Source organism: Variovorax sp. GW821-FHT10B04 (genome assembly GCF_059415645.1).
In genome coordinates this window covers 1,010,204-1,024,066 of sequence record NZ_JBWKNQ010000001.1, presented here as the reverse complement: position 1 = coordinate 1,024,066, position 13,863 = coordinate 1,010,204, and the positions used below count along the sequence as shown (strand labels likewise).

The window sequence follows — 13,863 nt, the reverse complement described above, 5'->3', positions numbered from 1 at the left end:
TCAGTCTGGGATGCCGATGCCCTGATCGATCAGGTCGATCACCACCGGGAAGTAGCGACCCGAGAAGCCTCGCGTCGACGCGGCCTCGTAGTAGCGCTTGGCGAGCTCCGCCACGCGCGCGGGCACGCGCATCTCGTCGGCCAGCGCGAGCACGTACGAGATGTCCTTGACCATGTACTCCGGCGGAAAGGCGCGGTCCGGGAACTCGCGCGGCAGCATGGCCTTGCGGCCGTGGTTGCGCAGCACGAAGCTGTCGCCGGAGCCCTTGGACACCGCGTCGAGCAGCACCGCCGGCTTCACGCCCGCGCGTTCGCTGACCACCATCATCTCGGCCAGCGCGACCACGTGTTCGGCGACCAGTGCGTTGTTGACCAGCTTCACGACCTGGCCGCAGCCGACCTCGCCGCAGTGCGTGACGTCGGTGCCCATGTAGCGCAGTACAGGCTCGATGCGCGCGAACAGCGCCGCGTCGGCGCCGACCATGATGCTGAGCTCGCCGCGCTGTGCGGCCTCGCGGGTGCGCGCCACCGGCGCATCGGCGAAGGCGATGTCGTGCGCGGCCAGCTCGGCGGCGATGGCGCGCGCGCCGGCCACCGACGTGGTGCTGAGATCGACGATGACCTGCGGCCGGCGCGGCTGCACGGCCAGGCCGTTGTCGCCGCAGCAGACCTGCCGCACCTGCGCGTCGCCGGGCAGCGAGAGGCAGACGATGTCGGCGCGGGCCGCGACCTCGGCCACCGAGGCCGCGAGCACGGCGGGCGTGCCTTCGAGGAAGGACGCGGCGGCGGGGTTGGCGTCGTAGGCGATCACCGGGCCGTCGTGTTTCAGCGCGATGTTGCGGCACATGCCGCTGCCCATGACGCCCAGGCCGATGAATCCAATGGTCGTGCTCATCTCAATCCATCCACATGCCGCCGCTGACATCCAGCGAGGTACCCGTGATCCAGTTCGATGCGGGCGAGCACAGGAACAGCGCCGCCTGCGCGATGTCGTCGGCATTGCCCCAGCGGCCCAGCGGCACGCCGGTCGCGGCCGAGGCGGCCGGTGCCTGGTTGTTGGTGACCTTCGCCCACATGGCGGTCTCGACCGGCCCGGGTGCGAGGGTGTTGGCATACACGCCGTGCGGCGCGCCGGCCTTGGCGATCCAGCGCATCAGGCCGTGCACCGCCGACTTGGCCGACACGTAGGCCGGTCCCGAGGCGACGCCGCCGTTCTTCGCCGCGATCGAGCCGCAGGCCAGGATCTTGCCGAAGCCGCGCTCCACCATCTGCGGAAACAGCTTGCGCGTCGGGTTGACCACGCCGCGCACGTTCACGTCGAAGATGCTGTCCCATTCCTCGTCGGTGCTGTCGCCCAGCGGCGTGCGCGAGATGGTGCCGGCGCACAGCACCAGGATGTCGATCGGGCCATGCGTGTGCGTCACCTGCTCGACCACCGCATCGGTCTCGTCGCGCGAGGTCACGTCGTAGCGCAGATAGGCGACGCCGGGGCCGACGTCGGCGTGCTCGGCGATGTCGGTCGCCACCACGCGCGCGCCCGCGGCTGCGAAATTGGTGGCGATGGCGCGGCCCATGCCGCCGGTGCCACCGGTGATGAGGACGGTGCGCCCTTCCAGTGTGGACGGACCGCTCAGATGCAATGCCATGGTGTGTCTCCTTGATAGGTTGAAAAGGGTGGTGCGGAGGCCGTGCGCGAGCGCTAGCCGGCCTCGGCCAGAATGCGGCGCGCCCGTTCGATCACGGGGCGGTCGATCATCTTTCCGTCGAGCGCGACGGCGGCGCCTGCGCTGGCGGCGGCGGCGTCGAGCACGCGGCGCGCCCAGTCGCAGTCCTGCGGCGAGGGGCGGAAGGCGAGGTTCACGGCGTCGACCTGCCGCGGGTGGATGCAGAGCTTGCCGCCGAAGCCCCAGCGCTTCGATTGCTGCGCGTGGCGCGCGATGACTTCGGCGTCGGTCAGCTCCAGGCTCACGCCGTCGATGGGTGCGGGCTTGCCGGCCAGGCGCGACTCCAGCACCAGCGCGGCGCGCACTGCGGCGAGCGTGTCGTCGCCATCGGCCAGGCCCGAGTCGAGCGCGAAATCGATGTTGCCGAACGCCAGGCGCACGGTCGGGCCGGTCGCGAGGATCTGGCGCGCGCTCGCCCAGCCGGCGACGGTCTCGACCAAAGCCACCAGCTCGGCACGCGGCACTTCGGCCACGACGGCGGCCATCACATCGGCATCGGCCTTCGGCACCATCAGGCCGGCGGCGGCGAAGTCCTCGAGCATGCGCAGGTCGTCCTGGAACCAGGGCGTGTCGCAGCCGTTGATGCGGACCATCGCGGGTGCGCCGCTCTGCAGCCATGCCAGCGCCGCGGCGCGCGCCGCCGGCTTGTTGTCCGGTGCGACGGCGTCCTCGAGGTCGATGATGATGCGATCGGCACCGCTGGCCGCGGCCTTGGCGAAGCGCTCGGGCCGGTCGCCCGGCACGAAGAGATAGCTCTTGCCCACGCGGGCCTGCGTGGATCCGGCGGAGGTGCTGGACATGCTCATGCCAGTGTCGCGTTCGCCGTCATCGCCAGGCCGCCCGCGGGGCTGCGCGCCCACAGCTTGAGCGTGCCGTCGGCCTGCGTGCCGGCCTGCAGCGTGAAGGGCGCGTCGACGTGCAGCGGCATCGCGCCGCGGAAGTCGAAGGCCGCCAGCCGGCTGCCGGGTCGGCAGCTCAGTGCGAAGTCCTGCAGCAGCGTCGCGGTCAGCGGGCCATGTACCACGAGTGCCGGGTAGCCTTCCACCTCGCGCGCATAGGGCGCGTCGTAGTGGATGCGATGGCCGTTGAAGGTCAGCGCCGAATAGCGGAACAGCAGTGTGGTGTCGGGCGCGATCTCGCGCTGCCATTCGGCGTCTGCGGGAGCGGGCTCGGGCGTCGGTGCCGCGCTGCCCGGCGCGGGCGCCTCGCGGTAGACGATGTCCTGCTCTTCCACGATGCAGTCGCGGCCGTCGCAACGCACCGTGTGACCGACCGTCACGAACCACAGCTGGCCGCGCCGGCCGGTCTTGTTCTCGACCTTGAGGATGCGGCTGGTGCGCGTGGCCGTCGCGCCGACCGGCACGTCCGCGAGATAGCGCAGCCGGCTGCCGGCCCACATGCGGCGCGGTAGCGCGATCGGCGGCAGGAAGCCGCCGCGCTTCGGATGGCCGTCATCGCCCAGCCCGCTGCGGCGCACAACCGGATTGAAGAAGAGCCACTGCCAGCCCGGCGGCAGCGCGTCGCCTTCGGCGGGCGACTGCGCCAGGTCCAGCGTCGCGGCCATGGCGGCAACGTGCGCGGCGTCGATGCGCTGCGTGTGCTGCTCTTCCCGGCCGATCCAGGCTGAAAAGTCCTCGGCGCCGGCAACGGCCGGCACAGTGGTGGAGTCGATGACGCTCATCAGGTGAGCGCCGCGTTGAAGACCGAGGCCGGGTACGGCCGGAAGTCCTGCACCAGCTTGAAGCCGTCGCCGCTGGCCTGCAGGATCGCCTCCTGCCGCGCGCCGCGGTGGTCGCCCGACTTGAAGCTCACCTGCTTGGCGCCGCCGACGGTGGCGTTGTTCATGGTCTCCATCACCGCCACCAGGTTCTCGCGGGTGAGCGGCTTGCCGCTGGCCAGCAGCATGCGGAAGCCCGCGACGAACAGCGCCGCGTTGCTCCAGCCGTTGAGGCCGAAGACGCCGATCGGGTCGTTCGGGTAGTACTTCGCCACGGCCGTGCGGTAGGCGGCCACGTCGGGCTCGTCGGAGCTCACCGGCAGCAGCCACGACGAGAAGTAGGTGCCTTCCAGCAACGGCCCCGCGAGCTTCTGCGTGATCGGGTCGGCCGTGAAGAAGGGCGCCATCCACTTGGCCTGCACGCCCAGCCGCTCGGCCGACTTGAGCGCCGCGGCCAGGTTGGCGTTGGAGCCGAACACCACCACCACCTGCGCGCGCGCATTGCCGATGCGGCGCATGTGCGCCGAGAAGTCGGTGCTGCGCACCTCGAACGGAATCGACTCGACCGCGCTCAGCCCGACGGACTTCATGTACGTGTCGAAGCCGCGCAGGGCCGAGCGGCCGAGCTCGTCGTTCTCCCACAGCAGCGCGATGCGGTCGTGCTTGAGCACGTTGCGCGCAAAGTCGACGTTGGATGCGGCCGACCAGCCGTAGTCGGGCAGCAGCGGGAACACCAGCTTCTCGCCGAACAGCGCGGGCGAGCCGCCGATCGGGCCGAGCATCGGCAGGCCGACTTCACGGGCATAGGGAATGACCGCCACGTTCTGCGCCGTGCCGACCGACGCCACCAGCGAGAACACCTTGTCTTCCTCGACCAGGCGGCGGGTGACGGCCACGCTGCGGGCTGGCTCGTAGCCGTCGTCGTAGGTGACGAAGCGGATCTTCCAGCCGTCCATGGCGCCGGTCTCGGACACATGGCGCAGGCAGGCATCGGCCGCGTGCGTCAGCGTGGCGTAGAACGGCACCGGGCCGGTGACGGGCGTGAAGGCGCCGACGGTGACCGTGCGGCTGGCGCGGTCGATGCCGGGTTCAGCGGCTTGGGCAGGCTGGGCGTGGAGGTGGAAGCTGGCGACGCTGGTCGCCGCAGCGGCGCCGGCGGCTTTCAGCAGGATTCTTCGGGTGGTTGGCATGGTCGATGTCCTTTACCGTTGGTGCGAATCTCGAATTAAGAATGCATCATGCATCTCGTGATTCGCACGTGAAACTCGGGACAACCCTAGATGAAGGGTCTTCCATGGCCGAGGAGGCGCAATCTCAAAGCGTGAAACAGCGCATGGAATGCATAAAAGAATGCATTGTTTGAGAAACCCAACCGCTTGACGGCCGTCCACTGTCCCTTCGGAGGGGGCTGCGCCGGCCCCGGCCTCCCGGCCACCCGATCCGATGTCTATGGAGACTCGCGCCGCGGCCAGGCAAAGGCCGGCGTCACCTTGGCCGCGATGCGGGCCGATGCATTCCGCACGTATTCGCTCGACAGCGCGATGCCCTGCGCCGACGCCTCGAGTTCCAGCATGGTCTGCAGGTCGCTCTGCAGCGATGCGTTCAGCGCCCGCTTGGTGGCCGACAGCGCGAGCGGCGACGCGCCGCCGAAGCTCAGCGCCACGCGCCGTGCGCGCTCGTGCAGCGCCGATGGCGGCAGCACCTCCATCGCGATGCCCATCGCGAGCGCTTCGTCGGCACCGATCTCGCGGCCCGACAGCATCAGTTCCTTGGCGCGCTGCAAGCCGACGATCCGCGGCAAGGTGAAGAGGGCGCCGCAGTCCGGCACCAGCCCGACCCGCTGGAAGGCCATGCACAGGCGCGCGCGCGTGCTGAGCAGCACGATGTCGGCCAGCAGCAGCAGGCTGAAGCCGGCGCCGTAGGCCACGCCGTCGACCGCGGCGACCAGCGGCCGGTCGAGCTGATGCAGCTCGGTCGTCAGCCGGCGGAAGCGCTCCAGCGTGCTGCGCCCCTGTTCGGCCGTGCGCGGGCCGGCCGACGCCGTCACGCGCACGTCGCCGCCGGCGCAGAAGGCTTCGCCGGCGCCGCGCAGCAGCACGGCGCGCACCGACGCATCGGCGCGGATGCGGCCGAGCGCATCGACGATGTCATCCACCAGGCCGGCGTCGAGCGCGTTCAGCGATTTCGGCCGGTTCAGCACCAGCGTCGCCACGCCGTCCTCCACCGAGAAGAGCAGGCTCCGATCGCTGTGCGCTGCGGGTGTGGACGGCGCGTCCATGGTCCGGCCTTAGACGATCCCGCGTTCCCGCAGCGCGCGGATGGCGGACGCATCGCGCCCGAGCACGCCACCCAGCACCTCGTCGGTGTGCTGCCCCAGCAGCGGCGGCGCTGCCGGCTCGGGCGGCGCGATGCCGGTGAAGCGGATCGGACTCGCGCACAAGGTCACGGTGCCGGCGGTCGGGTGCGGCATCTCGATCGCCATGCCGCGGTGCTGCACCTGCGGGTTCGCGAAGACCTCGGGGTAGGTGTTGATCGGGCCGGACGGAATGCCGGCCGCCTCCAGCGCGGCGAGCAGCTCGGCCGCCTGCCACTGCGCGGTCAGCGCGTTGAAGACGGCGGTCAGTTCGCCGCGATGTTCGAGGCGCCGCGCGTTGGTGACGAAGCGCGGGTCGTCGCCGAGTTCGGGGTGGCGCAACACCTCGCAGAAGGTGCGGTACTGCGCTTCGGTGCCGCAGATCACGATGATCCCGCGGTCGGCGCAGGCGAAGGCCTGCGAGGGCAGGCCGCCGTTGCCCTGCGTGCCGCGGCGCGGTGGCACCGAACCGGTCGCGAGGTAGGTGGTCACGTAGTGCGACTGCGCGGCGATGGTGCAGTCCAGCAGCGCGATGTCGATGTGCTGGCCTTCGCCCGACGAGGTGTCGCGCTCGTACAGCGCGGCCACGATGGCCGACACCGCGTACTGGCCGGCCATGAAGTCCGCCAGGCTCGGACCGGTCTTCATCGGGCCGCCGCCGGGCTCGCCGTCGGGCAGGCCGGTCACGCTCATCATTCCGCTCATCGCCTGGAACACGGTGTCGTAGCCGGGCAGCTTGCTGTACGGGCCGTCCTGGCCGAAGCCGGTGACCGAGCAGTACACCAGGCGCGGATTGAGCTCGCGCAGCGACGCGTAGTCGAGGCCGTAGCGCTTCAGGTCGCCGACCTTGAAGTTCTCGATCAGCACGTCGGCGCGCGCGGCCAGTTCGCGGATCAGCGCCTGCCCTTCCGCGTTCGCCATGTCGATGGTGATGGAGCGCTTGTTGCGGTTGGCGCAGAGGTACATCGGCGACTCGCGCGTGTCCTGGCCGTCGAGATCCTTCAGGAAGGGCGGGCCCCAGCGGCGCGCTTCGTCGCCGCGTCCCGGCCGCTCGACCTTGATGACGTCGGCGCCGAGGTCGGCCAGCGATTGGGCCGCGAGCGGCGCGGCCAGGATGCGGCCGAGGTCGAGCACCTGGATGCCCTGCAGTGGAAGTCGTTTCATTGCGGCAGCTCCGCTTGGGTGTCTTCTGTGTGAATGGGCCATGCAGCGTCGGCGAGCTGCGAGAAATGCGCGGCGGCGCCGTCGGGTTCGGTGCGCAGCAGCTTGCTGCGGTAGGTCCAGCGGTGCAGCGGATGCTCCAGCGTGAGCCCCATCGCGCCCATGAACTGGTGCAGGTCGTAGGCCACCTTCGTCGCGATGTCCTGCGCGAAGCCGGCGGCCATGGCGGCGTCGGCTTCGGTGGCGGTGCTGGCGGCGCGGTAGACCAGCCAGCGGGCGCTCTCGACCGATGCGGCGCAGGCCGCGAGCCGGTGCTGCACGGCCTGGAAGGCGCCGAGGGGGCGGCCGAACTGGCGGCGGTCCTTCACATGGTCGAGCACGCTGTCGAGGCCGGCAGACAGGCAGCCGACCAGTTCGGCCGCGTTGCCCAGGCGCCAGAGGCGCTGCAGGGTCGCGGCGTCCGCATCGGCCGTACTGGCCACCGAGGTCCATGCCAGCGCGGACGGATCGCGCAGCAGGCCCATCGGATAGGCGAACACGCTGTCGATCGGCACCACGGCGCCGGCGTCGAGCGGCGCCACGTCCACGCGGCCCGCGCGCAGGCGGATCAGCGTGCGGGCGACGGGCGCGAAGCGGATCGGCCGGTCGAGCCGCTCGCCGGCCAGCGCGAACGGGCCGGGCCGGCCGGGGCAGGCCAGCGGCGCGATGAAGGTCGACGCGACCATCTCCAGGCACAGCGGCAGCCGGCACAGTTCCATCACCATCGCGGCCGCCGCGACGGGGCCGAGCTCGTCGATCGCCAGGCAGTCGAAGAAGCCGGCGTCGGCGATCTGCTGCTGCAGGGCGGTGGCGTACTCGAAGCGGACGGGTGCGGTGGGCAGGCGCGTGAGCTCGCGCGCCACCATCTTGCGCACGGCGTCGAGCAGCGCCTCGTGGTCTTCGGTGGGCTGGAAGTTCATGCGCGGGGCTCCCGGGGCAGTCCGAGGTAGTCGGTGGCGACCAGGTTCAGCTGAATCTCGGCCGCGCCCGAGGCGATGCCGGCGGCGATCGCGCGCTCGTGGTGCGACAGGTGCAGCGGGAAGGCGTGGCCGGTGAAGGTGTCGCCGAGAAAGTCGAGGCCGAAGTCGGCGACCGCGTGGTCGGCGGCGACCACGGCCACGCGCGCCAGGCTCGCGTCGGCACTCGGCGGCAGCCCGCGCGAGCGCTGGTCGACCACGCGGTAGACCAGCATGCGCGCCGCCTCGCAGGCCGCCAGCGCGGCGCCGGCGCGCGAGCGCACGACCGGGCTGTCGAACTCGCCCAGCGCCTGCAGCCGCCGCACCATCTGGTCGAGCACGCGGCGCGAGAACGCATAGCGCGCGATGCCCACGCGCTCGTTGGCCAGCGCGTAGCCGATGATCGGCCAGGCCTGCCCTTCCTCGCCGAGCCGCGTGCTACGCGGCACCCGCACGTTGTCGAAGAACACCTCGTGGATGTCGCCGTCGCCGATCAGCGAGGGGATCGATCGCACGTGGATGCCGGGCGTGTCCATCGGCACCAGCAGGATCGCGATGCCGCCCTTGCCGGGGCCACCGGTGCGCGCCAGCAGGAAGCAGTGCTGCGCCAGGCCTGCATAGGAAGTCCAGACCTTGGAGCCGTTGATGACGTAGTCGTCGCCCACGGTCTCGGCGCGCGTGCGCAGCGAGGCCAGGTCCGATCCGGCCGATGGCTCCGAGAAGCCCTGGCACCAGACCATGCGGCCCGCGGCCATCTCGGGCAGATAGCGCTGCTGCTGCTCGGGCGTGCCGAAGCGGATGATCGTCATGCCGATGAAGTTGACGTTCATGTACTGCGGGCCGCGCGGCTCGCCGGCCGCCCACAGTTCCTCGCCGATGATGAAGTGCTCCCACGGCGGCGCGGCCCGTCCGCCGTGCGCCACCGGCCAGTGCGGCACCAGCAGGCCCTGCGCCGCGAGCTTCGGGCAGAAGTCGAGCGAGAACGCGGTCTGCTCCTTCGATCCGGGGCCGTGGCGGCACAGGTCTTCCCAGTCCGGAGGCAGTTCGTCGCGCAGCAGCGTGCGCACCCTGGCCCGCAGCGCATCCTGCTCGGGCGACCATTCGAAATTCACGTGTTCACTCCTGGCGCTGTGCGTCCATGGGGCCGATGTGCCGGTTGACCTGCCGCATGTAGCTGACGTAGCCCATCGGCACCGGGCTGCCGCCGTGCACCGCGATCACGGCGCCGCTGGTCCAGGCCGAGGCGTCCGACACCAGGTACGCGCACAGCGGGCCGACGTCGTCGGGCTGGCCGATGCGCTGCAGCGGCACCAGTTCGGTCTGGTGGCGGATGCGCGCCTCGGTGTTGAGCGTGGTGGCGAGTTCGTCCGTCATCACCACGCCCGGTGCCACGGCGTTCACGCGGATGCCGAGATGGCCCCATTCGGCCGCCATGGTCAGCGTGAGGTTCTCCACGCCGGCCTTGGCCGCGCCGTAGTGGCCGGTGCGCGGGTTGGCATGCGACGCGCTGCGCGACGTGATGTTGACGATGGCGCCGCCGCCCTTCATCGCGCGGGCCGCGGCCTGCGCCGCGAAGAAGGTCCACTTGAGGTTCAGGTCGACCACGCGGTCCCACTGGTCCTCGCGGATGTCGATCAGCGCGCCGACGTCCCCGGCGCGCGCACTGCCCGCGTTGTTGACCCAGCCGTCGATGCGGCCGAAGCGTGCGAGCGCCTGCTCGACCACGCGCGCCGTGTCTTCGCTGCGCGTCAGGTCGGCCTGCACGGCCAGCACCTGTGCGCCTTCCGCCGCGAGCTGCGTCCGGGCCTGGTCCAGCGCGTCGGCCGAGCGGCCGGTGATCACCACCTGCGCACCGCAGCGTGCCATCGCCAGGCTGATGCCCAGGCCGATGCCCTTGGCGCCGCCCGTGACGACGACGGTCTTGCCCGCGAGCGAGAACATGCCGGCCGCGTTCATTCGGGCTTGTAGCCGATCTGGCGGGCCGAGCGCGCCCACATGTCCTGTTCCATGCGGATCTGCTCGGACTGCCCGGACGGCGGCCCGCCCACCGGCACCACCGACGCCTGCACCAGGCGCCCGCGGATGTCGGCGTCCTTCAGCACTTCGTTGTAGGCCGCGTTGAGCTTGGCGACGATCGGGTCGGGCGTGCCGGCCGGCACCCAGATGCCGTAGGACACCGCGAAGATCAGGTCGTTGATGCCCATGTCGGACAGCGTCGGCACCTCGGGCAGCGAGGGCGAGTGCTCCTGGCCGCCATGCAGCAGCGGCCGGACCTTGCCGTCCTTGATCATCGGCAGGTAGTTGAACGGCACGTCGATCGTCATCTGGATCTCGTTGCTGATCAGCGCCGTGAGCACCTGGCCGGCGCCCTTGTACGGCACCGCCGTCGCGTCGAAGCCCAGCTTGGACTTGAGCATCTCGTTGCTCAGCACCATGCTGCCGGCGGTGTACGAGTAGTTCAGCTTGCCGGGGTTCTGCTTGGCGTACTTGACGAACTCGTCCATGTTCTTCGCGGGCACGCTGCTGTTGACCATGAAGGTCATGCCGCCGCGCGCCAGGCAGATCACCGGCTTGAGCTGTCTCTGGATGTCGAACTTCAGGTCCTTCAGCAGCACCGGCGTGAGGCTGCCGCCGCCCAGGAAGATCATGGTGTAGCCGTCGGGTGCGGCGGCGGCGGTGTATTCGGCGCCGATCAGCGCGGCGGCGCCGGGGCGGTTTTCCACGAACACCGGCTGCTTGAGCACCGCGCCCAGCTTTTCCGCGAAGGAACGCGCCATCGCATCGGAGCCGCCGGCGCCGAAGGGCACGACCATCTTGATCGGGCGGTTGGGGAAGTCGTTGGCCTGCGCGAAGGCCGGCTGCACGCCCGCCGCGGCCAGCGCCAGCGCCGTGGCGGCGAAGCGGGCCAGCCAGGTGCGGCGCCGTGCGGGCGCCTGGAATCGGTCGATGTCCATGTCTCTCTTCTCCTTGTCGGAAGTCTTGTCGATCAGTCCAATATATGGACTGGTGTTTGTCTCTGTTCGGAATGACTGTGCGCACTGTAGAGTCCCCCGGTCGCCCTGTCTTCGCCGCTAGGGGAAAGCACAGGCCGACCATTCCAGAATGTGGTCAAACGGGCAACAGGGGAACAAGAGATGGTGAAGACTTCGTCGCCGGCCGCCACGCCGGCCGGCCCGCGCGCGGGTGACGGCACGCAGGTGCTGCGCCGGGCCGCGGCCATCCTGCGCAGCGTGGCGCAGGCGGGTGCGTCGGGCGCGTCGCTGGCCGACCTGGCACGCGCGCATGCGCTGGCCCGGCCGACGGCGCACCGCATCCTCCAGTGCCTGGTGGCCGAAACGATCCTCGCGCAGCAGGAGGCCGACAAGCGCTACCGCGTCGGCCCGCTGCTGCATGAACTGGGCATGGCGCCCGGCGCCAGCGCGGCGGAGATCGCGCGCTGGCGGCCGGTGGTCGAGGCGGTGGCGCGGCGCAGCGGTGTCACGGCCTACCTGATGCGCCGCAGCGGCGTCGAGGCCGTCTGCCTGGTCAAGGCCGATGGCCATGGCCCGATCCGCTTCGTGCCGGTGGAGGTCGGCCAGCGGCGCCTGCTGGGCGTGGGCGCGGGTGCGACGGCATTGTTGGCGGCGCTCGAACCCGAGGGTGTCGAAGACGTCATCCATGCGGTCGAGCAGGGGCTGCGGAACTACCCCCGCATCAATGCGGACAGCCTGCGCGAGGCGGTCGCGCTCACGCGCAGCAGCGGCTTCGCGATGAGCCAGGGCACGGTCGCGGCCCAGGGCTTCGGCATGGGCCTGGCCATTCCCGATGCGCGCGGCGCATCGCAACTCGCGTTGAGCATTGCCGCGCACGCGTCGGTGGTCACCGAATCGAGCATCGCCGACTGGAAGAAGATCATGCGCGAGGAGCTCGCCGAGGGCCTGCGGCCGTCGTCCTGAAGATCTCGCCATGAAAGCCTCGCCATGACATCCAGCGGAATTTCAATCGATGAAATTCGGGCGCCGCGGCGACTGCCTCGCGCGATGGCCCGGAGTATCTTTGTCCTCGACACAGCTCGCGGCCCTGCGCCGCAACGACACGCCGCATGACGATGCCCCACAGACCTTCACCGCAGCTCCCGCCCGGTTCCTGCGACTGCCACACCCACGTCTTCCTGGACGCGCGCGAATATCCGCTGGCGGCATCGCGCCGCTACACGCCGCCACCGGCCTCGATCGAGGACCTGGCCGCACTGCACGATGCGCTCGGCATCGCGCGCGTCGTGATCGTCCAGCCCAGCGTGTACGCGCTCGACAACGCCGCCACATTGCAGGCATTGCGCGAGCTCGGTCCGCAGCGCGCCCGTGGCGTCGCGGTGATCGACGACGCCACGTCCGACGCGGCGCTCGACGCCATGCACGCGGCCGGCGTGCGCGGCGTGCGCGTCAATCTCGAGATCGATGCGGAACACGACGCGGTCAAGGCCACGGCCTGGATGCGCAGCGTCGCCGACCGCATCGGGCCGCGCGGCTGGCACATGCAGGTCTTCGCGAACCTGCCCTTGCTGGGTGCGTGCAGCGCGATGCTCGGCACGCTCGGCCTGCCGCTGGTGTTCGACCATTACGCCGGCGCCCAGGCCCGGCTCGGCCTGAAGCAGGAGGGGCTGGCCGAGGTGCTGCGGCTGGTCGAGGACGGCAAGGCCTACGTCAAGCTCTCCGCGCTCTATCGCTGTTCCGACCAAGCGGATTACGCCGACATGGAAGCGCTGACCCGCCTCTTCATCGGCTGCAACGCCGAGCGGATGCTGTGGGGCAGCGACTGGCCGCATCCACGCCCCGGCGTGAGGCCGCGGCCGGAAGACGTGTGCCCGCCCTACGACGTCGACCTCGCCGCGGCGATCGATGCCCTGCAGCGCTGGGCATCGGACGGCGCGACCGTGCAGAAGATCTTCGTCGCCAATCCGCAGCGGCTGTACGGCTTCGATCCCTGAGCGCCCGGAGCGCCCTGCGCGCCGCCCGCCCCAAGACCCTGGAACAAGCCGCATCGACGGCCCTGAAAAAGGAGACAAGTCCATGGACCTCGAACATCTCGACAGCCTCGCGGCACGCGCCGCCGATGCCACTGCCGACGCCGCAGGCGAGCGGCCCGGCACGCGCAGCCTCGGCCGGCTCATCAAGCTGATGCGCACGGTCGCCGCGCGGCCGCAGTTCGGCTGGCGCCTGTCGGACCTCGCGACCGCCTGCCATCTCGACCGCGCCACCGTGCACCGGATGCTGGCCTGCCTGGTCGAAGAGCGCCTGGTGATCCAGCGCGCGAGCGACCGCCATTACCTGCCGGGCCCGCTGATGTTCGAGCTCGGGCTCGCGCTGCCCGACCACCGCCAGTTCCAGGCCAGCGCCGAGGCCGCCGTGGCCGCCTTCGCGCGCCGCATGAACAGCGTCGCGGTGCTGCTGCTGCGCAGCGGCAACGAGTACGTCTGCAGCGTGCGTGCCGGTGCGGTGGCGCTGTCCGGTTCGGTGCTCTACCCGGGCACGCGCCGGCCGCTGTTCACCTCGGCCGGCGGCATCGCGATCCTGCAGACGCTGGCGCCCGACGCGGTGCGCGCCGTGCTGCTGGACAACGTCGCGCAGGAGATCGCGCGCTGCGGCACCGGCCGGCTGGCGGCGCTGCAGCGCATGCGCGAGCGCTCCGACCGGCACGGCTTCGGCGTCAACCTGGGCGACGTCGTGCCGGGCGTGTACGCGTTCGCGGTGCCGGTGCGCGGCAGCCAGGGCGACGCCTTCGCGTCGCTGTGCCTGCTGGAGACACCGTCGCCGCACGGCGCCGAACGCCTGGCGGCCGTGCACGCCGAGCTGTGCGCCGCGGCCGACATCCTGGGTGCGGAAGCACGCAGGCTCCATCTGTGAAGCGGGCGGCCCCTGCCGCCTGCGCAGTCCCA

The 13,863-nt window shown here is 70.8% G+C and carries 14 protein-coding genes; 3 read left to right on the top strand and 11 right to left on the bottom strand.

Annotated elements, in window-relative coordinates:
• From AC07PZ_RS04900 to AC07PZ_RS04850, 11 genes are all read right to left on the bottom strand, one after another.
• Entirely contained in the window at nt 1-894 is an 894-nt protein-coding gene (locus AC07PZ_RS04900) for an NAD(P)-dependent oxidoreductase (protein ID WP_495293889.1), read from the bottom strand.
• A 1-nt stretch (nt 895) separates the two neighbouring features.
• Complete coding sequence (locus AC07PZ_RS04895; RefSeq protein WP_495293888.1) at nt 896-1,645, bottom strand: SDR family NAD(P)-dependent oxidoreductase; 750 nt, start codon at nt 1,643-1,645, stop codon at nt 896-898.
• A 53-nt stretch (nt 1,646-1,698) separates the two neighbouring features.
• The gene (locus tag AC07PZ_RS04890) at nt 1,699-2,523 is read right to left on the bottom strand and encodes an HpcH/HpaI aldolase/citrate lyase family protein (RefSeq protein ID WP_495293887.1); all 825 of its coding nucleotides are present in this window, start codon (nt 2,521-2,523) and stop codon (nt 1,699-1,701) included.
• A 2-nt stretch (nt 2,524-2,525) separates the two neighbouring features.
• The gene (locus AC07PZ_RS04885; protein ID WP_495293886.1) at nt 2,526-3,404 is read right to left on the bottom strand and encodes an HTD2 family dehydratase; all 879 of its coding nucleotides are present in this window, start codon (nt 3,402-3,404) and stop codon (nt 2,526-2,528) included.
• Nucleotides 3,404-4,630 (bottom strand): ABC transporter substrate-binding protein, encoded by a 1,227-nt coding sequence (locus AC07PZ_RS04880; RefSeq protein WP_495293885.1) that lies wholly within the window; start codon nt 4,628-4,630, stop codon nt 3,404-3,406. The genes AC07PZ_RS04885 and AC07PZ_RS04880 overlap by 1 nt, the downstream gene beginning before the upstream one ends.
• 257 nt (nt 4,631-4,887) lie before the next feature.
• On the bottom strand, nt 4,888-5,718 hold the full coding sequence (locus AC07PZ_RS04875; RefSeq protein ID WP_495293884.1) for an enoyl-CoA hydratase/isomerase family protein: 831 nt from the start codon (nt 5,716-5,718) through the stop codon (nt 4,888-4,890).
• A gap of 9 nt (nt 5,719-5,727) precedes the next feature.
• Nucleotides 5,728-6,957 carry a CaiB/BaiF CoA transferase family protein gene (locus AC07PZ_RS04870; RefSeq protein ID WP_495293883.1) on the bottom strand — a complete coding sequence of 410 codons (1,230 nt, stop codon included), beginning with the start codon at nt 6,955-6,957 and terminating at the stop codon, nt 5,728-5,730.
• Nucleotides 6,954-7,913 (bottom strand): acyl-CoA dehydrogenase family protein, encoded by a 960-nt coding sequence (locus tag AC07PZ_RS04865; RefSeq protein ID WP_495293882.1) that lies wholly within the window; start codon nt 7,911-7,913, stop codon nt 6,954-6,956. Before AC07PZ_RS04865 ends, AC07PZ_RS04870 begins: the two co-directional genes overlap by 4 nt.
• Nucleotides 7,910-9,061: an acyl-CoA dehydrogenase family protein gene (locus AC07PZ_RS04860; protein WP_495293881.1), complete on the bottom strand. Its 1,152-nt coding sequence runs from the start codon at nt 9,059-9,061 to the stop codon at nt 7,910-7,912. The genes AC07PZ_RS04865 and AC07PZ_RS04860 overlap by 4 nt, the downstream gene beginning before the upstream one ends.
• A gap of 4 nt (nt 9,062-9,065) precedes the next feature.
• Entirely contained in the window at nt 9,066-9,905 is an 840-nt protein-coding gene (locus tag AC07PZ_RS04855) for an SDR family NAD(P)-dependent oxidoreductase (RefSeq protein ID WP_495293880.1), read from the bottom strand.
• Nucleotides 9,902-10,903 carry a Bug family tripartite tricarboxylate transporter substrate binding protein gene (locus AC07PZ_RS04850; RefSeq protein WP_495293879.1) on the bottom strand — a complete coding sequence of 334 codons (1,002 nt, stop codon included), beginning with the start codon at nt 10,901-10,903 and terminating at the stop codon, nt 9,902-9,904. The genes AC07PZ_RS04855 and AC07PZ_RS04850 overlap by 4 nt, the downstream gene beginning before the upstream one ends.
• Before the next feature lie 180 nt (nt 10,904-11,083).
• Between AC07PZ_RS04850 and AC07PZ_RS04845 the strand changes: the two genes are divergently transcribed.
• The 3 genes from AC07PZ_RS04845 to AC07PZ_RS04835 all read left to right on the top strand — a co-directional run bounded on the left by AC07PZ_RS04845 (nt 11,084) and on the right by AC07PZ_RS04835 (nt 13,831).
• Nucleotides 11,084-11,884: an IclR family transcriptional regulator gene (locus AC07PZ_RS04845; protein WP_495293878.1), complete on the top strand. Its 801-nt coding sequence runs from the start codon at nt 11,084-11,086 to the stop codon at nt 11,882-11,884.
• Nucleotides 11,885-12,036: 152 nt separating this feature from the next.
• Nucleotides 12,037-12,915, top strand: coding sequence for an amidohydrolase family protein (locus AC07PZ_RS04840; protein WP_495293877.1), 879 nt, complete (start codon nt 12,037-12,039; stop codon nt 12,913-12,915).
• 82 nt (nt 12,916-12,997) lie between these two features.
• On the top strand, nt 12,998-13,831 hold the full coding sequence (locus AC07PZ_RS04835) for an IclR family transcriptional regulator (RefSeq protein WP_495293876.1): 834 nt from the start codon (nt 12,998-13,000) through the stop codon (nt 13,829-13,831).
• Nucleotides 13,832-13,863: the final 32 nt, after the last annotated feature.

Coding starts and splice junctions, on each gene's coding strand:
- AC07PZ_RS04845 (WP_495293878.1), top strand. CDS start 11,084: ATGGTGAAGACTTCGTCGCCGGCCGCCACGCCGGCCGGCCCGCGCGCG.
- AC07PZ_RS04865 (WP_495293882.1), bottom strand. CDS start 7,913: ATGAACTTCCAGCCCACCGAAGACCACGAGGCGCTGCTCGACGCCGTG.
- AC07PZ_RS04835 (WP_495293876.1), top strand. CDS start 12,998: ATGGACCTCGAACATCTCGACAGCCTCGCGGCACGCGCCGCCGATGCC.
- AC07PZ_RS04850 (WP_495293879.1), bottom strand. CDS start 10,903: ATGGACATCGACCGATTCCAGGCGCCCGCACGGCGCCGCACCTGGCTG.
- AC07PZ_RS04885 (WP_495293886.1), bottom strand. CDS start 3,404: ATGAGCGTCATCGACTCCACCACTGTGCCGGCCGTTGCCGGCGCCGAG.
- AC07PZ_RS04855 (WP_495293880.1), bottom strand. CDS start 9,905: ATGAACGCGGCCGGCATGTTCTCGCTCGCGGGCAAGACCGTCGTCGTC.
- AC07PZ_RS04880 (WP_495293885.1), bottom strand. CDS start 4,630: ATGCCAACCACCCGAAGAATCCTGCTGAAAGCCGCCGGCGCCGCTGCG.
- AC07PZ_RS04890 (WP_495293887.1), bottom strand. CDS start 2,523: ATGTCCAGCACCTCCGCCGGATCCACGCAGGCCCGCGTGGGCAAGAGC.
- AC07PZ_RS04875 (WP_495293884.1), bottom strand. CDS start 5,718: ATGGACGCGCCGTCCACACCCGCAGCGCACAGCGATCGGAGCCTGCTC.
- AC07PZ_RS04840 (WP_495293877.1), top strand. CDS start 12,037: ATGCCCCACAGACCTTCACCGCAGCTCCCGCCCGGTTCCTGCGACTGC.
- AC07PZ_RS04870 (WP_495293883.1), bottom strand. CDS start 6,957: ATGAAACGACTTCCACTGCAGGGCATCCAGGTGCTCGACCTCGGCCGC.
- AC07PZ_RS04895 (WP_495293888.1), bottom strand. CDS start 1,645: ATGGCATTGCATCTGAGCGGTCCGTCCACACTGGAAGGGCGCACCGTC.
- AC07PZ_RS04900 (WP_495293889.1), bottom strand. CDS start 894: ATGAGCACGACCATTGGATTCATCGGCCTGGGCGTCATGGGCAGCGGC.